This window comes from Adlercreutzia shanghongiae, assembly GCF_035830635.1.
GTDB lineage: Bacteria > Actinomycetota > Coriobacteriia > Coriobacteriales > Eggerthellaceae > Adlercreutzia > Adlercreutzia shanghongiae.
Map to the genome: position 1 here is coordinate 1 of NZ_JAYMFI010000014.1, position 22,266 is coordinate 22,266.

The 22,266-nt window shown below is 59.3% G+C and carries 19 protein-coding genes; 12 read left to right on the forward strand and 7 right to left on the reverse strand.

What is annotated here, in order from left to right; translation table 11 throughout:
* Window positions 1–20: 20 nt before the first annotated feature.
* From VJ923_RS07710 to VJ923_RS07725, 4 genes are all read right to left on the reverse strand, one after another.
* Window positions 21–1,913, reverse strand: a complete 1,893-nt coding sequence (locus tag VJ923_RS07710) for an FAD-dependent oxidoreductase (RefSeq protein ID WP_326440233.1) — start codon at window positions 1,911–1,913, stop codon at window positions 21–23.
* A 165-nt stretch (window positions 1,914–2,078) separates the two neighbouring features.
* Window positions 2,079–2,879, reverse strand: coding sequence for a response regulator transcription factor (locus VJ923_RS07715; RefSeq protein ID WP_326440234.1), 801 nt, complete (start codon window positions 2,877–2,879; stop codon window positions 2,079–2,081).
* Window positions 2,800–3,192, reverse strand: a complete 393-nt coding sequence (locus tag VJ923_RS07720; protein WP_326440236.1) for a hypothetical protein — start codon at window positions 3,190–3,192, stop codon at window positions 2,800–2,802. Before VJ923_RS07720 ends, VJ923_RS07715 begins: the two co-directional genes overlap by 80 nt.
* 13 nt (window positions 3,193–3,205) lie before the next feature.
* Window positions 3,206–4,612 (reverse strand): sodium-dependent transporter, encoded by a 1,407-nt coding sequence (locus tag VJ923_RS07725; RefSeq protein ID WP_326440237.1) that lies wholly within the window; start codon window positions 4,610–4,612, stop codon window positions 3,206–3,208.
* Window positions 4,613–4,770: 158 nt separating this feature from the next.
* On the opposite strand from VJ923_RS07725, the gene VJ923_RS07730 reads away from it, so the two are divergent.
* The 11 genes from VJ923_RS07730 to VJ923_RS07780 all read left to right on the forward strand — a co-directional run bounded on the left by VJ923_RS07730 (window position 4,771) and on the right by VJ923_RS07780 (window position 15,894).
* Complete coding sequence (locus VJ923_RS07730) at window positions 4,771–5,262, forward strand: PD-(D/E)XK nuclease family transposase (RefSeq protein WP_326440297.1); 492 nt, start codon at window positions 4,771–4,773, stop codon at window positions 5,260–5,262.
* A gap of 126 nt (window positions 5,263–5,388) precedes the next feature.
* Window positions 5,389–6,669: an ammonia-forming cytochrome c nitrite reductase subunit c552 gene (locus tag VJ923_RS07735; protein WP_326440238.1), complete on the forward strand. Its 1,281-nt coding sequence runs from the start codon at window positions 5,389–5,391 to the stop codon at window positions 6,667–6,669.
* A gap of 75 nt (window positions 6,670–6,744) precedes the next feature.
* Window positions 6,745–8,205: an ATP-binding protein gene (locus VJ923_RS07740; RefSeq protein ID WP_326440240.1), complete on the forward strand. Its 1,461-nt coding sequence runs from the start codon at window positions 6,745–6,747 to the stop codon at window positions 8,203–8,205.
* An 8-nt stretch (window positions 8,206–8,213) separates the two neighbouring features.
* Window positions 8,214–8,936, forward strand: a complete 723-nt coding sequence (locus VJ923_RS07745) for a response regulator transcription factor (RefSeq protein ID WP_326440241.1) — start codon at window positions 8,214–8,216, stop codon at window positions 8,934–8,936.
* A 72-nt stretch (window positions 8,937–9,008) separates the two neighbouring features.
* Window positions 9,009–10,337: a DNA-binding protein gene (locus VJ923_RS07750; protein WP_326440242.1), complete on the forward strand. Its 1,329-nt coding sequence runs from the start codon at window positions 9,009–9,011 to the stop codon at window positions 10,335–10,337.
* A 218-nt stretch (window positions 10,338–10,555) separates the two neighbouring features.
* On the forward strand, window positions 10,556–11,935 hold the full coding sequence (locus tag VJ923_RS07755) for an ammonia-forming cytochrome c nitrite reductase subunit c552 (RefSeq protein ID WP_326440243.1): 1,380 nt from the start codon (window positions 10,556–10,558) through the stop codon (window positions 11,933–11,935).
* Window positions 11,936–12,092: 157 nt separating this feature from the next.
* On the forward strand, window positions 12,093–13,604 hold the full coding sequence (locus tag VJ923_RS07760; RefSeq protein ID WP_326440299.1) for an ATP-binding protein: 1,512 nt from the start codon (window positions 12,093–12,095) through the stop codon (window positions 13,602–13,604).
* On the forward strand, window positions 13,601–14,296 hold the full coding sequence (locus VJ923_RS07765; protein WP_326440244.1) for a response regulator transcription factor: 696 nt from the start codon (window positions 13,601–13,603) through the stop codon (window positions 14,294–14,296). The genes VJ923_RS07760 and VJ923_RS07765 overlap by 4 nt, the downstream gene beginning before the upstream one ends.
* Before the next feature lie 6 nt (window positions 14,297–14,302).
* Window positions 14,303–14,965: a hypothetical protein gene (locus VJ923_RS07770; protein WP_326440245.1), complete on the forward strand. Its 663-nt coding sequence runs from the start codon at window positions 14,303–14,305 to the stop codon at window positions 14,963–14,965.
* A gap of 72 nt (window positions 14,966–15,037) precedes the next feature.
* Window positions 15,038–15,484 (forward strand): argininosuccinate lyase, encoded by a 447-nt coding sequence (locus tag VJ923_RS07775; protein ID WP_326440246.1) that lies wholly within the window; start codon window positions 15,038–15,040, stop codon window positions 15,482–15,484.
* A gap of 2 nt (window positions 15,485–15,486) precedes the next feature.
* Window positions 15,487–15,894: a type II toxin-antitoxin system VapC family toxin gene (locus VJ923_RS07780; RefSeq protein WP_326440247.1), complete on the forward strand. Its 408-nt coding sequence runs from the start codon at window positions 15,487–15,489 to the stop codon at window positions 15,892–15,894.
* A 2-nt stretch (window positions 15,895–15,896) separates the two neighbouring features.
* Here the strand turns inward: VJ923_RS07780 and VJ923_RS07785 are convergent, their stop codons facing one another.
* The 3 genes from VJ923_RS07785 to VJ923_RS07795 all read right to left on the reverse strand — a co-directional run bounded on the left by VJ923_RS07785 (window position 15,897) and on the right by VJ923_RS07795 (window position 19,381).
* Complete coding sequence (locus tag VJ923_RS07785) at window positions 15,897–16,595, reverse strand: response regulator transcription factor (RefSeq protein WP_326440248.1); 699 nt, start codon at window positions 16,593–16,595, stop codon at window positions 15,897–15,899.
* Between the two features lie 22 nt (window positions 16,596–16,617).
* The gene (locus VJ923_RS07790; protein WP_326440249.1) at window positions 16,618–18,330 is read right to left on the reverse strand and encodes an ATP-binding protein; all 1,713 of its coding nucleotides are present in this window, start codon (window positions 18,328–18,330) and stop codon (window positions 16,618–16,620) included.
* A 373-nt stretch (window positions 18,331–18,703) separates the two neighbouring features.
* Window positions 18,704–19,381, reverse strand: a complete 678-nt coding sequence (locus tag VJ923_RS07795; RefSeq protein ID WP_326440251.1) for a DUF3800 domain-containing protein — start codon at window positions 19,379–19,381, stop codon at window positions 18,704–18,706.
* A 226-nt stretch (window positions 19,382–19,607) separates the two neighbouring features.
* Here VJ923_RS07795 and VJ923_RS07800 point away from each other — a divergent pair, with 226 nt between their 5' ends.
* A complete protein-coding gene (locus VJ923_RS07800; protein WP_326440252.1) occupies window positions 19,608–22,247 on the forward strand; it encodes a molybdopterin-dependent oxidoreductase in 2,640 nt (879 codons plus the stop codon).
* Window positions 22,248–22,266: the final 19 nt, after the last annotated feature.

Here is a 22,266-nt window from a genome sequence, read left to right on the forward strand (position 1 = left end):
CGTCGGAGATAACGTGAGGCTTAGATGCCGGCCACGGCGTTTTTCGCCGCCAGGCGTCCGTAGCACAGGGCGCCGGCGTGGTTCATGCCCATGGTCGTGTTCGGGTAAATGTGCCAGAAACGGCTGCCCATGATGGTGCCACCTACATACAAACCGGGAATCGGCTTGTTGTCCATATCGATAGCGTGCATGTTGTAATCGCAGCACACGCTGCCATAGAAGGTCTGATAGCCCAGAGTCGGCATCTTTGCGGCGTAGAACGGTGGTTGTTTTACCGGAGACATGCGGTCGGCGCGCTTGCCGAAGTCCTCGTCGACGCCTTTCTCGCATAGTTCGTTGTAGCGGTCAATCGTGGCTTTGAGCGTGTCTGCCGGCACTTCCATGGCGGCCGCGAGCTCTTCGATAGAGTCGCAAATGCAAGGTGTCATGGCCTCGACTTCGCTGCGGGTGATCATGCCGATGGGGTCAAGGAATAAACCCATAGGGATGTCGTCGAAATTGTCCACAACCTGCCAGTAGCAGCGATGGCCGACGGGCATGTGGGAGATCTGGTCCGGATAGTTGTCGTCGAAGACCTGCCAGATGCAGCGGCCATTCACGCGGGTGACCTTCTCGCCGAGAATCTCGCCGGTCACGTCTTCGTTCATGAAGCGTTCGCCAGAGCCGTCCACGAACAACATGGGGTTGCAGCCGAGGGATCCACCGTAGTGGTCGTTGGGGAAGGCGTGGCAGTTATCGGTGCGGGCACCCACCCAATGAGCCATCTGTAGGCCCTCGCCGATGTTGGTGACGTCGCCCTTGGCGTCGGTGTCGGGCCAGCCGAGCCATTCGCCGTCCTCGAGTACGCGTGGCATGTAGTACTGAATCATCTGCTGATTGGCCGCATAGTCACCTGTGGCCAAAATCACGCCCTTGGAGGCGTTCACCTTGTATAGGTTGTCATCGATGTCGGCGTAGATGACGCCGGTAACACGTCCAGTCTCGTCCTGGACAAGACGCTTGGCCCAGCTGGCATAGTTGACGCGAGCCTTCTCCTCGACCAGCTTCGCCACGGCCTCGCCGACTTTGGCGTGGGTGGGTTCCACCTGCACGACGCCGGCGGACATGGGGTAGCGCTCGTTGGAGAAGTCCCAATGGGGGTTGAGCGGCTTGTTGAAGGGCACGACGTAGGGCTCGCCGGCTCGGACGGCCTCCATGCGCTCCTCGCTCACATCGTCGAAGTAGCGGCCTACGATGGCGGCCAGACCGGCGGTGCAGTTGTTGATCAGCGCGTAAGCGTCCAGGTTGGTCTCTCCCACGGTCTCGTTGGGATTGACGATGGTGTGGGGGCAGGCCGAGAGGTACCAGTCGAAGTCCTCGCCGCAGTGATGCAGCAGGTAGGACCACATGCGACGGTCGACACGCTCTCGATGGTCGCCCATCACCTGCTCGACCAGAGTGTCAATCTCTTCTTCAGGGATTTCATAGCCGGCATCTTTTTGGGCCTGCGAGTTAATGGCGTGAAACTGGTGGGAGTGCACATGATGGGTGTCGCCCTTTTCGATGACGAAAACGTCGGCGCCTTCCTCCACGGCCTCGCGGGCGGCGGAAAGGCCGGTGAGGCCGAATCCCACAACCACGATTTCAGCATCGAACTCCTCGACAATGGCATCGTCGGGAATGGGCTCCGGATCGACCAAAAATGAGGGCGTGAATTTACCGTTCTCATCGAAAGATCCCCATTCGTTGCCCGTGACATTGCCGGTGGCTGCGAGGCCATCCTCGCCCGCCGACGTCGAGCTGTCTTGAGGCGCGCATCCGGCGAAGGCGCCTGCGGCCAGCGCGGCGGCGCCGCTCACTGCGGCCCCCTTGAGGAAGTCGCGGCGATTGATGCCCTCGCCTCCCTGTTGGATTTCTTGCTTCTCTAGCTTCATATTCCGTCCCTCCTTTGTTGGCGGCTTCTCCGCGTTGTGCGGACGTCTCGCAGCTTGTCTCTCGCGGAGGGCAAAGGCAATCAACAGGGCGCGGAAATGCGCGATTTTGCATGTCAACAAATTGTTGAGAGGTGTGTGATCAGGAGAAATGTCGACAATGACGGACTAATGGATTTCAGGGGAGTCGAGGTGGTCGATGATTCCAAGTAGTTCTTCTTGCGACGAAACGCCGAGTTTGTGATAGATGTTGCGCGCATGAGTACGTACAGTGGCCTCGGAGATATAAAGACTCTCAGCGATATAGGCATAGCCATGGCCGCGGCCAAGCAACGCGAGTAGTTCAGTCTCTCGAGGTGTGAGCCCATGTGTTTCAGAGAGTTTGTCGCACCGGGACTGAATGAATGACTTGAAGAATTCACGGGCCGGGTTGGTTGAGGTACGGTCTTCTGTATTGCCCAGAGCGAGAAACAAAATCACGGCGCCCATATAAAGGATGAACATCACTACAGTGATGACGTTGCCTCCTTGCCCAAGAAAACTAAAAGTTAGGGCTCCGAGTATGGATAAAAAGGCTGTTAAGGCGAGCGAGGCCCCAAACACAACGTCCGTAGAGAATCCGTTGGTGCGTGCTGACAAAAGAAGAAGTGCCCATGTGCAGAGGAGCATGCAAACAGAGCCGCCGTTTTGGAGATTGGAGACGAGCAGATTCCAATAGGGGAGCGTTACCTCTTCCAGCGAGGGCGTTACGAGGAAGATGACGGCGGTTATGGGCATGACAATCCAAAATAACTTGTGGGCTTGCTCGTAGGTTTGAATGTGAGAGACGCCTAGGCAAATCAGTATGACAGCGACAAGAGGGCCGACGGAATCGAGTCCGACAGCACCGTCAAAGGACAATTGATTGCTGGCAGAAGGTAGCGTAGATTTTCGTCCAGGCAAGAGCCATAAGTAGGCAGCCGATGCCAAAAAGGAATCCTCCCCAAGACTCTGGGGCGGCGTAGCCTAGTGCGCCCAGAAGGTGTATTGCCGACCCGACAAGGGCGCTGCCGAAGCCCAAGGCAAGGTCAAGGACAAGAGCAAAGCGGTTGGCGAGTCGTGTTGCAAAGTGTTGTCGGGAAACTAGCCCAAAAGAAAAGGCGAAAATCCCGGCACAGGTAATACCAAGAGCAGCTCCAAAGAAAAACTCCCCTGGGGATTCTCCCGCGCGACCGATCATGCCAATATATGCAGCAAAAAGGAGACCGAAACCGAGCGAGGCAAAAGAAAGCTGTCGGCTCATAGCCGCTGCCTTTCTACCCGATACCACCGTAGAAGATGCCGAGCACGATGACGGCGGCGGTGATGCCCACGAAAACGTAGCGGGTCATGAAGTTGAACCAGGGGCCCAAAGGCTTGCCGTGGCCCAGTTCCGCCTGGCTTTTCGCGAAGCCCTTGGGGCAGACCCAGAAGAACATGATGGCCGCCAAAAGCGCGCCCACGGGCATGACGTAAATGGAAACCACATCCATCCACAGCGACACGGTGGAGCCGCCCTCAAGGAACAGGCCCACGGCCACCGCCGCGATGGCCACAAGCCCCACCGAAGCGGCTCGGGACAGGTGCAGCTGCTCCTGCAGCGCCTCCACGGGTGCTTCGAAGAGGTTCATGAGGCTGGTGATGGCGGCGAACACCACGGAGATGAACAAAATGACGGCGAAGATGTTGCCAAAGGGCATCTCCTGGAACACCTGGGCCAGCGTGATGAACAGCAGCGGAGGGCCGGAGGACACATCCAGGCCGAAGGCGAACACGGCGGGCACCACCACGCAGGCGGCCACAAGGCCGGCCAGGGTGTCGAAGATGGCCACGTTGCGCGCGGCGGAGACGGTATCCACGTCCTTCTTCAGGTAGCTGCCGTACACGAGCGTGCCGCAACCGGCCAAAGAAAGGCTGAAGAACGCCTGGCCCAAAGCATACACCCAGGTCGTTGGGTTCAGCAGCGCCTCCCAGCGGGGAACGAGCAGGTACTCGTAGCCAGCCGCCGCGCCCGGCAGGGTGGCCACGCGAATAGCGATGATGACGAACAGCACGAAGAAGGTGGGCATGAGCACCTTGTTCACCTTCTCGATGCCTCGGGAGACGCCGAGGATCATGATGCCGAAGGTGATGGCTAGGCCCAGCAGGTGGAAGCCCACGTTGCCGAAATCCGACGCGATGGCGCCGAAGAACGCACCCATGTCGGTTTGGGCCATGAGATCGCCGTCGATGGAGGCCACCAGGTAGTTGCAGGCCCAGCCGAGTACTACCGCGTAGCCGATGGCGATGGCCAGCGAACCCAGCGTGGGGATAAGGCCGATGAGTTTGCCGATGATGCCGCCGTCAGCTTTGCGCATTTCCACGGCCTTGGCGAAAGCGCCCATGGGGCCGGTGCCCATGGCGCGACCGAAGGACATCTCGCCGATTACGCCGGAAAAGCCGATGAGCGCAACGAAGATGAGGTAGGGGATGAGGAACGCCGCGCCGCCAAGCTGGGCCACACGATAGGGGAACAGCCAGATGTTGGCCATGCCCACGGCGCTGCCCACGCAGGCCAGGATGAACCCGGTGCGAGTCGTCCAGGTGTCGCGCCGCTTTTTGCCGGTCGCGCCGCCGCCTGTCTCCTCGCCGATCTCAATGGCTCGCGCCTCTTCGGCCGCAAAATTGTCGTTCTTAGGTGCCACGGTTGTCCTCCTTGTGCATCAGTCGTTCCATTCTATCGGAAGAGCGCACCACCGTCGGCAACAGAATGGCCCAAGGGGAGATTGTTCGCGAAGGTGCGCCCCGCTTGACCCATGTGAGAAACTGATGCTGCCCTCATCATCACCGGCGTAACCGCCGCATATGTCGTGGTCTTATTCATGCACTGTTGGGAATCGAAGTGGGGAGCATTAGGTATCTTAACGCAGAGCAGCCTTACGAGCCTGGCTCAAGCAGCAGGGGCGTACGTATGGATATCGTAGCAAAAGAGGATGGTCGTATTTATGATATCGAGATGCAGGTAGGGCCAGAAGCCTATATAGGGCGCCGCATGCGCTACTATCAGGCAGCCATGGACGTTGGGGAGCTCGGGCCTGGTGAAGCATGGGGGCAGCTGCCCGAAAGCCACATCATTTTTATTTGCCCTACTGACCTTCTTGCGGGTGGCTTGCCCGTGTATACGATTAACCGTATCTGCATCGAGGCGCCCGATTTTGCATTAAGAGGCCGGTTCTCCTCTCGCGTCGTGAGAATCGCCGGATTCCAAGTAGGAAATGTGCAATATCTTGCAAGGCTTCATTTATGGGAGTCTGGGTCAGCGTTTTTTATAATTGCGGCATCGCATGAGGTCTGAACAGGCAACAGTTCCAACTATTGCGAATGCGCAATCGGAATGCAAACGTGCATTAATGGCCTTCGCGAGCGACTCGGCCTATGCTCAGACCATCGTGAAAGAGCGTCCGAGAAAAAGGAGGAGGACATGAAGAGTAAGAAAGCGACGACCGCGCTTCTGACGGTTGCCGTCTGCGGCGCGCTGATCGGCGGTGCTGCTCTGGCGGGTTGCGCTAGCGGTGCCACGGATGGCGACACGAAGGCGCCAGACACGGGGGCAGCGGCAAGTGCGTCGGCGACGCCCGAGGTGAAGGTCGGAGCCAACGGTGTGTCCCATATCGCCGACTGGGGCGAGGTGTATCCCCTGCAGACCGCATCGTTTTTGAATGGTGCCAACAACATTGAGGAACGCGACGGAGACAATCGTTCGCATAGTCATGCCCTGCTGGCCGAGGAGATGGAGGCGTTCATCCCCGATGCAACCTATGCCGTTCGCTGCATGGCGTGCCATTCCTCGTGGTATAAAGAAATTACCGAGGCGCATGGAACGACGGCGGAGGTTTTGAATTCTCCCATGGCAAGCTATGCGGATGAGTTTACGGATATGGAGTTCTGGGATTGCCGCACTTGCCACGAAGACGACCCTGCGAATACTCTAAAATCGACTAACGTGGTGTTCAACCAGATTTCTACCAGCTACGACTTCCCCGAGAAAGACAAGGTTTGCGGGCAGTGCCATAGCTCGGATACTCAGAAGATGCTGACTCAACTTGATATCGACGACATTTACAAGAACGGCGTAAGCGCTGATGGTCTGTTCCAAACTTGGCTTGAGTTTGAGCCTCTTGTTGACTGGGAGATTGGCGGCAATAACGTTGTTCGGATTGATGAAGAGACCGGCATAAAGATGTACGGCGAAGGCTCGGTTGTCGATCTCGAGAACTTCCAAGGGAGCAATCACCAGAACCTGGGTATGACCTGCGCTTCGTGTCACATGCCGCAAACGACGGCCGAGGACGGTACGGTCTATACGAGCCACGATGCTTCTGGCTCTCCCATCGAGAACCCTGTTGCTCTTGAGTATTGCCTAACGTGCCATGAGAATCAGGGCATTGATAGTCCCGAAGCAATGAAAGAATTCGTGCTCGGCAAGGAAGACGAACTGGCTCAAGGCCAGCTTCAGATGCGCGAAGACCTGGAGGCCCTGAAGGCCGCTATCGTAGAGGCCAAGGCTGCAGGCAATGTGGATGAGAAGACGATAGAGGAAGCCAGCATGGCGTGGTCCAAGGGCCGTTGGTACCTTCGCTACACCTATGGCCATGAAGGCGAGAACGTCGGCAAAAAGGCTGCTCATAATTTTGATCAGATGATGGATCTTATGCAGCGTGGACATAAGCTCGTCACTGAAGCCACGGCAACATTGGCATAAAGCCGAATAGTCCAAATCTAGCGCGCTCTCTTTTGCAGGGGGCGCGCTCGATTTGTGTCAAGGGCAGGGGGTTGAATGCAGCAGGGACGCAAGCAAACGACGAGGCGGCTTTCGCTCAAGCTCGTTGCGTTGGTGACCGTTGTCGTCGTTGTGGCGGCCTCCGCCTATGTAGTTTGGACCCAGTCGCGCCAGAGTGACGCCGTGGAAAGCAAGGTGCTCGCAGAGGCCCGAACGCTGAATACCGAGATGAGCGCGGTATGGGACTACATCGACGACTCGCAGGGCGCCATTAATTACAACTCCGATGGCTCCTATGACTTCAAGGGCATTTATTGCTCTATGGCGGGGAAGGCCATCGCCCAGCGTTTCACGAACGCCTCCAATAACTACGTGGTGCGCTATGTGCGCGAAAGCCCCCGCACTGCCACCGATGAGCCCGATCGCTTCGAACAGACGGCCCTCAATCATTTCACCGTGGGCGGGTCGTCGGAGTACTACGAAATGACCGAATATGAAGGACGTTCGGTATTTCGCTACGCCTCGGCGCTTCCCGTTAAGCGAAATTGCCTGAGTTGCCATGGCGAACCGGCGGGCGTGCCCGATGAGACCGGGTTTCTCCGCGAGGGTATGAAGCTGGGCGATGTTGCGGGCGCGGTAAGCATCATCATCCCCGTTGAGTCCTATGTCCAGGAATCGCAGCGCGAGTTCGAAAGCTCCGTGGCATTTTTCTGCCTGCTCGCCGCCGCCATCGTTGCGGTCCTGCTGCTCGCCATGCGCCGCTGGGTGTCTGCTCCGCTTGAACAGGCGAACCGCCAGCTGGAAAACGAGAGCCAGCAGAAGTCTGACTTTCTGGCTACGATGAGCCATGAGCTGCGCACGCCGCTCTCGTCCATTATCGCTTTCACGGATATTTGGGAGAAGTCCCATGCTGCCGAGGACTCCGATGAGCGCAAGCTGGTGGAGGAGATCAAGCAGAACAGCTCGGTGCTGCTGAATATGGTGAACAACACCATCGATGTGGCGAAGCTGGAGGCGGGCCGGCTCAGCATGCAGTGCAGCGACGTGGATATGGTGGATGTCGTGGAGGCGGTGTTCGCCGTGGCCGAGCCGCTTGCCATCAAAGAGGGCGTGTCCCTCGACCGTACGGTGGACCCGGAGATGCCGTTTTTGCACTCCGATGCCGAGGCGCTGCGGAAAATCATGCTCAACCTGGTGAGCAACGGTCTGAAGTACACGCCGGAAGGAGGCAGCGTGCAGGTTTCGGTGCGAGCGTCTGCCGACGGGAGGCAGGCTGTCATGAGGGTAGCCGACACCGGCTGCGGCATCCGGCCCGATAACTTCGAGGCGATCTTCAAGAAGTTCGACCGGCCAGGCGCCGGGGAAGATGGTCCCATCAGCGGGAGTGGGCTGGGATTATTCCTGGTGAAGAGCTTAACCGAGAAGCTGGGCGGCACGGTAGGGGTTGAGAGCGAGGTTGGGCGTGGCAGCGTGTTCACGGTGTGTGTGCCTTTCGATGGCCCCGCTACGGGAGAATAGGGGAGGAAATGGCGAAGATTCTTCTTGCCGATGACGAGCGCAGCCTCTGCGATGCAGTGCGCATGATTCTAGAAGACGCCGGCTACGAGGTGGTGACGGCATCCGACGGTCGCGAGGCGGTGGAGTTGTTCCAGCGAGAACAGCCGGACCTTGCGATGCTGGATGTCATGATGCCGCGCCTCGATGGCTTCGAAGTCGTCGAGGAGATTCGCAAGATTCGGAGGAACGTCCCGGTGCTCATCTTGTCAGCTAAGGGCGACATCGTCGACAAGAAGCGGGGCTTTCAGGTGGGCGCCGACGACTACGTGGTGAAGCCCTTCGACGATGACGAGATCGTCTTGCGGGTGGGCGCTCTGTTGCGCCGTGCGGCTATGACGTCAAACGGCGCTGATGACGAGGAGCCGAGTGCCGCCGAGGCGCGTCAGCTCATGCAGCCGGTGACTATCGGAGATTTGGTCATCGACCCGCGCCGCTACGAGGTGACCGTTGCCGGCAAGTCGGTCACGCTGACGCCCAAGGAGTTCCAAATCCTCGCGCTGATGGCCGACCATCCGGGCGAGGTGTTCACCAACGAAGAGCTCGTCGAAACGATTTGGGGCAAGGAGTACACCGGCGAGGCTATCAGCATTCCCGTGTACATCCGCCGCATTCGCCTGAAAATCGAAAAGGATCCCAGCCGTCCCGAATACCTGCAAACCGTCTGGCGCTTCGGCTACAAGCTGGGCGCTTAAGGGCGTTCTGTTTAAACCTTTACATCCTCCTAATTAAACCTTTATAATTCAAAAATTAGGAGGAGGTGCACGATGCCGCACGATATGAGCATTCAACAGGCCGCTGATGCGCTCGGTATTACCGTGCAGGCGGTGCATAAGCGCGTAAAAAGCGGATCGCTTGATGGAATAAAAAGCAACGGTGCCTGGCGCATTGATGCAGCGTCGGTGAGTCGTGCCAAAGCGGAACCTCCGAGGCGCGGTCGACCGTGGCCGGGCGAGACCTATCTGCTCATGAACGGTCCTTATGAGACCATGGAGTTTACCTATCACGCTCAGACAGAATCGTTTCGCCCAGGGGCGGTGATTGACGCAGCCCGCGCCCCCCTGGGGACGGTGTCGCGAAACGGACGCGGCAAGGCGACAGGCCTCAAGCACTGGTGGGAGCACCGCAGCATCCCTGGCTCACGTGCCGGCATGGACGAGAAGCTCCGCCTGTTGGGGCTCGAAGACCCTTCTCAGATACCGTTTCGAAATTTGGGGCTTTCGCTCTCCGATCAGTACTGGGTTTGCCCCGTGGGGCAGAGCCTTAACTGGGGGGAAATCAACTACTTCCAGAACGACTTTGGCGCTCCTGCGGGCGAGTGGGATGAATGGTTGGCGGAAGTGGGCCTCTCATCGCCGGACAATACGTCTGAGGGTGTCCTTCCGAAACGGTGGCTTTGCAAGGGCGAAAAGCGCATATTGCTGAAAGGACATATCCCCTGGACTGACCAGCAGGTTTTCAATGAGGTGGCCGCAAGTGCTCTGCATCGTCGCCTTCTGCGGCAAGACGACTTTGTCCCTTATGAAGTGGTGCGCACCGATCAGCTGGGCGTGGTGAGCGCCTGCCCGTGCTTTCTCACGTCACGCGAGGAGTATGTGCCCATGAGTCTTGTGCTGGAGGCGGAGCGCCGGCGACAGGGGGAAACGGTGTACGACACCGTGGTGCGCGCATGCAAGAATCTGGGCATTAGCCAGAAGGAGATCGAGGAGGGGCTGGCCAAGATGATTGTGTGCGATGGCATTCTCGCTAACACCGATCGCCATTTGCGCAATTTCGGGCTCATTCGCAATATCGACGACCTGTCCTGGCGACTTGCGCCGTTGTTCGATAGTGGGAACAGTCTTTGGTACGACAAGGACGAAGGGGCCGTGGCTCGGGGCGATTATGGTTTCTCGTCGAGGCCCTTCAGCGATATTCCCAACCGACAGTTGTCCTATGCTGCCGTTGCAGAGTGGCTCGATCTTGATGCGCTTGAGGGGTTCGCGGAAGAAGCCTGCGAAGTTCTCAGCGAAGGTGACCTTGCCCGCTGGCGCCTCGATTACCTGCGAGACGGCATTTGCGAGCGTATCGCAGCCGTTAGGACCATTCTGGGGTGAGGCTGCTCTTTGCTGATGCGGGTGAGGGGGGGTCGATTTTGGGCGCAATGACGGCGAGCCAGCAGACTGTCCGTCGTCCATTATTTTCCCGCTTATAGCTGTTTGACCCGGACATTAACAAAACGCAATATCTTGGCAATATGTCAGATATGGGATTCGATTTCTCTTTTTCTTACTATGGGTCATGCAGGAGGAATGTGCAGGAAAGGAGAGGAATCATGAAGGGAAAGCAGAAGAAGACGCTGCTGGGTGCGTCCGTGGTTGCGCTGTGCGTGTCCATTGCGATCGGCACGGCGGTTGGCTGCGCCCCGCAGCCGACTCAAACGGCATCCACCGGCGGCGATAAACCGGCGGCTGAGGCAGCTGCCTCGGAGGCGGCCACCGATGCTGACAACTACGATGGCGGCAATCTGGACAAGTGGGCCGAGCAGTTCCCGCTGCAGTACAACTCGTATCATCAGAGTCCGGTGAAGGCCGACGGCAAGCATCACGGTCACTACGACCTGAAGGCGAAGCTTTTCGCGCCGGTCGTGCGTGACGGCTCCGCGCTCATCACCACCAATGAGGATGGCACCACCGATACCAACGGTGACGGCATGTACCAGATCAGCGGTTTCGAGTACGACGAGTCCATCGGCAAGTGGGTCATTGACGAGAGCGAGCTTGGCCAGGTGAAGGCCCAGACGTTCAAGATGGGCTGCTACTCCTGCAAGTCCGGCACCTTTGATCAGGTGCTTGAGCAGCGTAGCCCCTCGATCTTTACCCAGGAAGTTGACCAGGAGTTCATGGACTCCATGAACGGCCAGATTTGGGCCTGCAACATCTGCCATGGCGATATGCCGGGCACGAAGCCCACTTCCACGTTCACCTACTTCAACACGGTGGGTCGCGATGGCCTGGACGAGTTCTCCGACAACGAGAAGGCCTGCGGCCAGTGCCACAACTCTTTGGACTATCGTCATGCCATCACCGACGACGAGGTCTTCCAGAAGTTCTCCGCCTACAAGTACGGTACCGACGTGGACTCGCTTATCAAGGCCGTGAACGAGGATGACATCACGACCCTCGACGAAGAGATCGGTGTGAAGCTCGTCTGCTTCGACCACGATGAGATTGAGTTCGCTCATACGAGCCCCATGGCTGAGCTCGGCGTCGATTGCGTCACCTGCCATATGCCGCAGTCCACTGAGGGCGGCACCACCTACACCAACCATCACGCTTCTGGTTCTCCGCTGGAGAACGAGGACTCGCTGAACAAGTGCCTCGAGTGCCACAAGAGCCAGGGCATCAACAGCACCGATGAGATGGTCAAGATGGTCCGCGCCAAGCAGGCCGATGCTACCGCCACCTACGAAGCGGCAAAGGCTAAGCTCGATGCCGCTCATGACGCGCTGGCGAAGGCCACGGCTGCCGGTAAGTCCGACGCTGAGCTCGAGCAGGTGCGCGCCGACTACCAGACCGCTGATGGCTACCTGCAGCACATCCGCGGCGGCAACAACGGCGCTGGCACCAAGGTCGTGCACAACGTGCCGCAGTTCTATGACCTCGCTGCCAAGGCGAGCAACCTGGCTGACGGTATCGTAAGCGCCCTCGCGTAAGCTTATCGACTCCAGCACACCTCCCCTCCGGGAACGGCACTTCATGGGTGCCGTTCCCTTTTTGGTAAAGGAGGGGCGGTGCAAAAGGACACGCATTGCTGCGATAATGGCAACTGCTTTTCAAGCGTAGACCCAAGGGGAGGGGGAGTCCTTGAGTGTGAAAAAGCCCTATAGCATGCGCATGCTCTCGCTGCGCGTGGCTGTTGCGGTGGTGCTTGTTGTCGGATTTGCCGGTGTGGTGTACGTGCTTTGGTCGGGGGCCGCACAGCAGGACGCCGTGCACAGCAAGGTGCTCACCGAGGCACGCACGCTGAATAAGGAGATGCAAGCGGCTTGGGATTACATCGACGATTCCCAGACCGCCATCAACACCGCCCCCGACGGCTCCTATGATTTCAAAAACGTCTACTGCGCCGTGGCGGGCAAAGGCATCGCGCGTCGGTTCACCCAAAACGCCGATGGCTACGTCATTCGCTATGTGCGCGAAAATCCCCGAACGGGCGGCGATGAACCGGACGTGTTCGAGCAGCGCGCCCTCAACCACTTCAGTGTTGGGGGCTCTACCGAATACTACGAGATGACCGAGCTGGATGGCCAGCCGGTGTTTCGCTATGCGTCGGTGCTGACTATTCGCAACAACTGCCTCGAGTGCCACGGTGACCCGGCCGGAGAGAAGGACGTCACGGGCTTTGTGAAGGAAGGCATGCAGCTCGGTGATGTGGGCGGCGCGGTGTCCATGGTCATCCCGGTTAACTCCTACGTGAAGGAGGCGGGCGAAGAGCAGCAGCGCTCCCTTGTCTTCTTCGTCGGCTTGGCGCTGCTCGTGGCTGTGGTGCTCAGCTTGCTGCTGCGCCGCTGGGTTGCCGCACCTCTCGAGCGCGCCAACGAGCAGCTGGCCCACGAGAACGAGGACCAGTCGAACTTCCTTGCCATCATGAGCCACGAGCTGCGCACGCCGCTGTCTTCCATCATCGCATTCACCGACATATGGGAGAAAAGCGATCGCGAGAAAGACCCTGAGGAAGAGCGGCTCGTAGGGAAAATTAAGGACAACTCCCATGTGCTGCTGAGCATGGTGAACAACACCATCGATGTGGCGCGTCTTGAGGCGGGGCGGCTTGAGGTGGCTCTGGACGAAGTGGATCTCGTCGATGTGCTTGCGGCGGTGTTTGCCGTAGCGGAGCCCTTGGCCATCAAGAAGGGCGTGGCGCTGACGAAGTCCATTGACCCCACGGTGCCAGTCATGCACTCGGACGGAGAGGCGCTGCGAAAGATTCTGCTCAATCTGGTGAGCAATGCGGTGAAGTTCACCGACGAAGGCGGCAGCGTTGCCGTGATGGCGCGCATGGCCGAAGGCGGCGAGCGGGTGCTCATTGAAGTGTCTGACACGGGCATCGGCGTGGCGCCTGAGGACTGCGGGCGCATATTCGACAAGTTCTCTCAGGCCAAGCATCAGGCGTCCGATAAGGCTGTCGTCGGTGTGGGAGGCCGTGCCGACAAGGCAGGCAAGTCGCCGGGCAGTGGCTTAGGTCTTTATTTGGTTAAGTGCCTGACCGAGCGCCTTGGCGGTTGCGTGAAGCTGCGGAGCACGGTGGGCAAAGGGACGGTGTTCACGGTAACGGTGCCGGTGAGCAGCGTTGAGGATGCAAGCGGGGAGGAGGCATCGTGACGAAGATTCTTCTGGCCGACGACGAGGAGAACCTGCGCGAGGCGGTAACGATTATCTTGGAGAAGGCTGGCTATGCGGTGTGCGCTGCTGCCGATGGTACACAGGCAGTGGAGGCTTTCTTATCCGAGCGGCCTGACTTGGTCATTCTTGATGTGATGATGCCCTGGATGAGCGGCTATGAGGTATGCGAGCGCATCCGCGAGGTGTCGGAAGACGTGCCGGTTCTCATGTTGTCCGCCAAAGGGGACATCATCGATAAGAAGAGCGGCTTTCATGCGGGAGCTGATGACTATGTCGTGAAGCCGTTCAACGACGAGGAGCTTTTGCTGCGTGTGGAGGCGCTCTTGCGCCGCCGCGGCCACAAGGGGGCGACGCCTTCTGCTGTGGGCCAGGTGGTGACGGTGGGCTCCATGGTGATTGACCCCCGCCGTTGCGAGGTGACCGTGGGCGAGCGCTCGGTGTCTCTCACGCCGAAGGAGTTTCAGATTCTCGCCCTTATGGCCGAAAGTCCCGGGAAAGTGTTCACGCGCGAAGACCTTATCGAGATGGTTTGGGGCGACGAGTACGACACGGGTTCGGTGAGCATCCCCGTCTATATCCGCCGCATTCGCGAAAAGGTGGAAGAGGACCCCTCCAACCCGGTGTTCATCCAAACCATCTGGGGCTTCGGCTACCGCCTCGGCGGCGAGTGAGGAATCATGCCAAGAAGAGCTCTGACAGCGATTTTGCCGTTCATGCTGCTCTGCGGGATTATGGCAATGCAGGGCTGCGGTACCGTTCAAGAAGACGACATGCAAGATGGTGCGAACGTTGAGGCGGGAGTGTCCAACGAGCAAGACGTTTCGGTAGGCTCTGATGACCGTCCGGGCTCTCAGCCAACTGTCGGAGAAGGGCCTTCTGATGCCGAGTACCCGTCGGGGTCGTACCTTGTGGGCGACACATTGCCTCCTGGCGAATACGTTTTCGAGCCAGATCCCTCGGGTCGTTACAAGGTCTACGAGTCCCTTGATTCTGCAGAGCTTCTTGACGAAGGGTTGTTTGAAGGCCCTGCTATTCTTACCGTTTCGGAGGGACAACGTATCGAGCACGACCATGCTCGCGCCATCCCATTTGAGCGCTATCCTCACGAGCTGAATCCTGATCGGCGCGCGGGCATGTATAAGGTCGGTGTTGATATACCTGCGGGAACCTATCGGGCTGTTGCCCCTGGTGAAGATCGCGGTTACTGGAACATTACCGGCAGCAGCGAGCCCGGCCGTACGGCCATCGCCTCAGGCACTTTTAGCGGCTCAGACACCTTCACCGTAGAGGATGGCCAGTACCTTCGCTTCAATCGCTGCAATATATCATTGATTCAATAGATGTTGCATGTTTGCAACGCATGCAAAAGTAGATATAATGCATGCAACGAAAGATGAGCGAAGGAGGCTGCCATGCCGGCGCTGCAAGTGAGGGACTTTCCCGCGACCCTGTATGACCAGCTGAAAGAGTGCGCGGCGCGCAACCACCGCTCCATCGCCCAGCAAACCATTATCGCCGTGGAGGAGATGCTGGCCGCTTCAATTGCGCTTGATACTGAATCGGTGCCATCGCGAGAGCGGGACTTTTCGACAGCGGAAGGCTTAGGTCGACGGTGTGGCGCTTTCGAAAAGTCCGGATACATCGGCCGGTGCGAGACCGATGAAGCGAGGGAAGCGCGAAGGGGCAAGCGCCAGCAGATTCTCAAGAGATTTGACGAGATACCATGGAAGGGTCCAAAGCCTTCAACGGACGAGATCGTGGCGCTTGTGCGCGAAGGACGCGACGAGCTTTCGGATAGGGTTTGGCGAGCGCTTGACCCGGTTGCACTGAGTTCTTCCTTCGAAGGCGAGGTGTCGTAGCCATGATCGTGCTCGATGTGAATGCCGGTGTCGCCATGGCGCAAGGGGCCGAGGAGGGAAAGGCACTCGGGGATTTGATCTTAACTGGCGAGGAAATCATTGCTCCGCATTTCTATCTTACAGAAGCGGCTAATGTCGCGTGGAAGTACGTGCGAGCGGGGCAACTTGACGAAGAGGGTTCCCATATATTCCTCGAGGCTATCGTTGATCTGGTCGATAGGTTCGTGCCTGCTGAGGAGATCCTTATCGAAGCGCTGCATCTGTCCATTCAGAATAACCACCCCCTATACGACATGCTGTATCTCTCCGTCGCTCGGCGCAACGCCGCGACGCTCTTTACGCTGGACAAGAAACTGCGGGCAATCTGCGAGTCGAACGGCGTGAACTGCATAGGGATGGAACGGCTCTAAGCTTACTCCGCGAACTTGTAGCCGACGCCCCAGACGGTGAGCAGGTACTTCGGCTGGCTGGCGTTGTCCTCTATCTTCTCGCGGATGCGGCGGATGAACACGGTGATGGAGCTCGCGTCCACCACGGCGCCCTCGCCCCAGATGTGCTCGTAAATTTGCTGGCGCGTGTACACCTGCCCCGGGTTGGCGGCCAGAAGCGCCAGTATCTCGAACTCCTTGCTCGTCAGATCGAGCGGCTGGCCGTTCTTTTCCACGAGGTACTTCCCGAAGGAGATGGACAGGTCGCCCACGGTGGTGTAGCCGTTCTGAGCGCTCGCGCGAGCGAAGGCCAAGTCGCCCTTGTGCCGGCGCAGATGCGCCTCAATGCGCAGCAAAAGCTCGCTGTTGTCGAAGGGTTTCACCAGGTAGTCGTCCCCGCCGGCCTTGAACCCGATGGACTTGTCCACGATGTCGCCCTTGGCTGACAGGAAGATGATGGGCACGCGGTGGCCGCGCTCGCGCAGGGCGGTGCACACGTCGTAGCCGTTCATGCCGGGCATCATCACGTCCAGCAGCACCAAGTCGGGCCGCTCCGCGTCGATGAGCTCGAGCCCCTCCCGCCCGGTGCCGGCACAGCAGAACGCGTAGCCCGCCTCGGTTACCAGGTGCTGCAGCGCCAGCTGCAGGCTCGGATCGTCGTCAATGAGCAGAATCTTGTCCATGGGTCTCCTCTCCCAAGCGGCCCTAGTGTGTCTCCCGGCTGCGGCCGCTGTCGTCCGCAGCTCTCTCGTTCTCGGTATCTATCAGGGGAATGTCATCGGGGATACTCACGGTAAAGGTGGAGCCCTCGTCGACGACGCTCTCAAGCGCTACGGCGCCCCCGTGCATTTCGGCCAGCTCGCGCACGAGTGCGAGCCCCAGCCCGCTGCCGCCGTAGGCGCGCGAGGACGAGCTGTCGGCCTGCACGAAGCGGTCGAAGATGGTAGCCTGGCTTGTCGCGGGAATGCCGCAGCCGGTATCGGACACGGAAAAGTCGATGACTTCCGCGTCGACACGATGCTCCACGGCGAACAGGATGCGTCCGCCCTCGGGCGTGAACTTCACGGCGTTGCTCATGAGATTCTCCACGATGCGCCTCAGCTTCTCGGCATCGGCAACGAACAGGGGCACCTCGCCGATGCGGTACTCCAGGGTGATGGACTTTTGGTCCGCAAGGGGAGCGATGGTCGACTGGACGAGTCCTACCATGTCCCCGATGTCCATCAGCTCCGGATGGAAGCTCTCGCGTCCGGCGTCGATGCGGGCCATCTCCAGGATGTTGTTGATGAGCGACAGCAGCGTCTTGTGGTTGCTCTCCATCTCGTGCCAGAGCCGCTCGTCCTCTTCGGTCATCGCGCCGGCCTCTCGTCGCTCGCGCAGAATGTCAGCGAAAGCCATGGAGGCGGCCAGCGGCGTCTTCAACTCGTGGCTCATCATAGCCAGAAAGTCGCTGCGGTACTGGTTCTCTTCGGTCAAGGCCTCGTTGGCTTCTTCCAAGGCGGCACTTTGGCGCTCCAGTTCGGTGTTGGCGTGCTCCAGGGCGAGCGTGCGCTCGGCAACGAGCTCTTCCAGATGGCTTGCTGTCTTCTCCAGCTGGGCGGCCATCTCGTTGAAACCGCTGGAAAGCACCGTCATCTCGTCAGAGGACTTGTCCATGGGAAGTCGGGCCGAGTAGTCGCCTTCGCCCACCTCTTCCATGGCCGAGCGCACTTGGGCGAGCGGGCGCGTGACCAAGTGCGACATGGCCACGGAGATGATGGCGACGCAAGCGACGATAAGCGCCAGCGAGAAGCCGATGTTGAGCGCGGCATTTTGGTTGGAGGCAGCCACGAAGGCCTCGGTGGGAATCTGCATGGAAAGTGCGCCATACACATAGCCTTCGGGCAGGCCCTCGCGCGGATAGCCGGAAAGGTCGATCTCGCCGGCGGGTTCTCCGTGGCACGACAGGCAGCTGGCATCCAGCACCATGGGCTCGGCGAAACGGAACACCTGGCGACCGTCCACGTCGGCGAACTCGTAATACTCCGTAAGATGCGGGTCGGCGCGGAAAGCGTCGATGGCTGCCTGCTCGAAGGCGTCGGGCGTATCGGCGACGTTGCGCGGCGTGTCGCTCACGTAACGCACGGAATAGTCGGTGTCGCGGGAGAAGAAGGCGCCGACGGAGCGGCCCGCGATGGAGCATTGCAGGCCCTTGAACTCGAAATTGCCCGCGCTGTCGTAATTGATCTTGTCCTGGTTCTTGTTCATGAACTCCCAGACGGCCTCCATGTTGGCCGACAGCGCCCGGGCCTGTTGCACCAGTTCGGTCTCTTTCAGCTTCTCGGAGCGGTCCGACTCCCACACCACGTTCGCCACGAGGAACGCGGCCACCACGCCGAGCACCAGCACGGCGATCTTCGTGCGAAGCTTGATGCGCATGGGCGGCCCCTCCCCTCGGCTGCGCCTCGTACCCGTAAGGCGCTTGAATCCCTTGGGGTAAGTCTACTGCATTTGCAAGCTAAGGGGTAAGAAGGTCTCTGGAAAATGACGATGGGTCAAGAGGGCTTTGACCTGGGCGGCGTCATCGAAGTAATATTTCCGCAATAACTTGTCGGAAAGATATGAGATTTGGTTTATGGCCCTTTCAGAGAGAGGGGGCGATTTTTTGCGAAGCTCGGGAAAGAGCGGCTCGCATTCATCGCGATGTGCTATGATAAATACGAAAGGGTTCCTCCCCAGCGACAAGAGCTCCGCTGCTCTTCCCTACGGATAGCTGGGGGGGTCGTTTTGTTTTTTTTGGATTTGCGGTTGCTTACGAGGGCGCTACGCGGATGGTATGAATTGAGACATCGCCAAGTCGCGCCAGTTGTGAAGGGTCGTTCGATTCCCATTTTCGATAGAGCGCCCAGGCATAGTAATCGACAGCTTGGAGGGCCAAATCGCTTTTAGAGGCCATGGGCATAACCGTAAAGGTCATGCCGGTTCCTTCCAGCACCGTTGCCAATGCGCGTTTGAGGGTCCCGACGATGGCCTTGCGTTTCTTTTGCACCGGAATTGAGTCGAGCATGATGCTGATATGACTGTATGAGGCATTGCGGGTCTCTGTGGTCACAAGGGCGCTGAGGAGGCTTTGGGCTGCGGTTTGGAATAGCTCCTCGGGCGTTTGCCGGTTTGGCGCTAGAGCCGCTTTCTCAAGTATTGCCGCGTAGCCGCGAGCGTCGTTCGAATGCTTCCTCAACGTGGAGAAAACACGCTCCCTTGTTTCAAGCGAGTCTTCCGTGGCGTGAAAATAATCATTGCGCTCGTGACTGTTGCTGAACCGTCCCTGCGCCGCGATGACCGCATAGCGACACTCGAGCAGCGCCCTGTGCAGGGGAAAGCCTTCGCCCGTTAAAACGAGGCCGGTATAGAGAAAAAAAGCGGGTTCCCGAGTCGCCGAAATACATGTCGCCCGCTTCATCAAGATATACGAGTAACGTTTTCTGGCCATCAATTTCCGTCATAAAAAGAACCTTTCACGATTTTGCATATCATACTTCATCGGTTCGCCCCTCGGGCATAAGAAACGGTTTTCTCGGCAACTTCCCTTCGCAACGAGTAATATTTCCGCAATAAGTTGTCGGAAAGATATGAGATTTGGTTTATAGCTGTTTCTCCAGGGGCTGGATATTCTCGATGCCATCGAGGAAAATTCCCAGAAAAGAAGGGGGAGGAATATGGGCGAGATTAAGCTCAACAGCCTCAACATGGACCGCCGCAACTTTGTGGCTGCTGGTGTTGCCGCCGCGACAGCGCTGGGTGCATCGGCATCGCTTTACGGCTGCGACAACCGTCTGAGCGAGACGGGCGGCACCGAGGAGGGTGAGGGCGCCTCTGTGCAGCCGGCAGGCGAGTGGAAGACCCTGGCCTGCCTGCATGGCTGCGGTACCCGCTGCATGAATCAGGCGCTCGTGCAAGACGGAGTGGTTATTCGCCAGAAGACCGACGACACTCATGAGGATTCCATCGAGTGCCCGCAGCAGCGCGGTTGCCTGCGTGGCCGTTCCCTGGTGGAATTCGAGATGGGTGCCGATCGTATCAAGTATCCGCTCAAGCGCGTGAGTTGGACGCCGGAAGACCCTCATGGCGACCTGCGCGGCAAAGAGGGCTACGAGCGCATTAGCTGGGATGAGGCCCTCGACTACGTGGCCGACCAGCTGAAGAAGGTCTACACCGAGTACGGTCCCCGCGCGGTGTTCATGCCCTGCAATCTGTCCGGTGGTCGCGCCACGGTGGCGCCGCTCCTGAACGCGCTCGGCGGTTATCTGGCCGTTTCCGACTCCATCTCCTACGGCACCTACACGGCCAACACCGAGTACCTGGGGCTGTCCTATGGCGGCGAGTGCATGGTGAACGATCGCATGGACCTCATCAAGAACGCCAAGGTCATCGTGCTGTCGGGCCAGAACCCGGGTTGGGGCTCCAACGGCAATCCGTCGTACTTCTTCCGCGCCGCCAAGGACAACGGCGCCGAGTTCGTGTACGTCGGTCCCTCCTATAACGTGTCTGCCGCCGCTCTGGATGCCCGCTGGATGCCGGTGCGCCCTGGCACCGACACCGCCTTCTACATCGGCGTGGCTGGCGAGATGCTGCGCCTTGAAGAAGAGCGTGGCGGCATTCTCGACCTCGACTTCCTCCATCGTTGCTGCATCGGCTTCGACGAAGAGTCGATGCCCGCCGATGCTGCCACGACGGAGAACTACGCCGGCTATCTGAAGGGCTCCTACGACGGGACGCCCAAGAACGCCGCCTGGGCGAGCGCCATCTGCGGCGTTCCGGAGGAGGACATCGTGTGGTTCGCCGAGACTATGGGCAAGGACAACGACGTGGTGCTCTCTCACGGCTATGCGGCCGCTCGCTGCAACGGCGCCGAGGACTTGCCCCAGGCCTACATGGCCGTGGCCTGCATGGGCGGCCACATCGGCAAGTCGGGCAACGGCCTGGGCAATTACTATGTCGACCGTCAGGGTCCGGGCGGCGTGCAGATCGTCTCCACCGGCGGCGACGGTACTGCGGACATCGAGTTGCCCGAGCTCGCCCCGCTCTACGACCCCAACAAAGTCGAGGGCACCATCGAGGACGATTTCGTGAACGGCCTCGAGGTGTGGGACGCCATCATCAATGGGAAGTACCAGTCCACAGGCCGCTGCTGGTCCGGTGTGTTCAACAAGCCGGTGGAGCGCGAGTGCGATATTCGCGTCGTGTACGGTGGTCGCGACGGCTCCGGCCGCTCGGTGCCGAACTCGTCGAAGATGGCCGAGGCCATGCGCAAGCTCGACTTCGTGGTTATTCAGCAGTTCGTCCCCTCGGCGACGACGCCCTATGCCGACATCATTCTGCCCGATTTGGCCAACATCGAGCGCGACCAAATCGTCGACAACGGCGACCGCGACCGCGAGATGGTGCTCGTGTACTCGAAGGTGTCCGATACGCCCTTCGAGGCCAAGAGCGACCAGTGGATCAACGAGCAGCTGCTCGAGCGTTTGGGCTACAACCCGAAGGACGTTTATCCCCTCAGCGAGGAGCAGCAGTTCTTCAACAAGCTGGCCAACTCCACCGTCAACGACGGCAACGAGAACGCCACGCCGCTCGTGACCATCACCGAGGAGGATATCGCGAACTGGGGCGTTGAGGGTACGCCGCAGGAGGGACTCATTGGCTTGGAAGAGCTGCGCGCGAAGGGCATCTACCAGGTTGAGCGCGCCTTCGGCGACGAATATGACCATATCGCCATGGCCGACTTCCGTAACGATCCCGCCTCGGATCCGCGTCCGAGCGCCTCGGGCCTTTTCGAGATCTACTGCCAGGCGAAGGCCGATATGTTCAACACCGCCGCCATGGCCGGCGAGACGTACAAGCCCTATCCGACCTATCACGAGGTTGTGGCTGACGAGGGCTTCCCGCTGCTCATGTTCAACACCCACTATCCGCGCACGGCCTGCTCCGATTTCAACAACGTGGTCACTCTGCGCGAGGCTTGCGAGGCACCGGTAACCATTAGCGCAGCCGATGCTGCCGAGCGTGGCATTGCCGATGGTGACCCGATTCTCGTGAGCAGCCCCTACGGGAAGATTCTGCGCACGGCGGCTGTCAGCGCCTGCATTGTGCCCGGTTCCATCGACGTGCCCAACGGCAGCTGGCCCGAGCTGGACGAGGACGGCATCGACCGCGGCGGCAGCCCCAACACCCTTTACGGCGGTGCGCCGAAGGGCATGGGCGTGTCCGGCTACAACAATGTGAGTGTTCAGGTGGAGAAGTGGAGCGGCGGGGAACTTGTCCCCGACTACGAAACCCAGCTGATTGTCTGCCCGGAATAGCGGCATCTAAGAGGAGGAT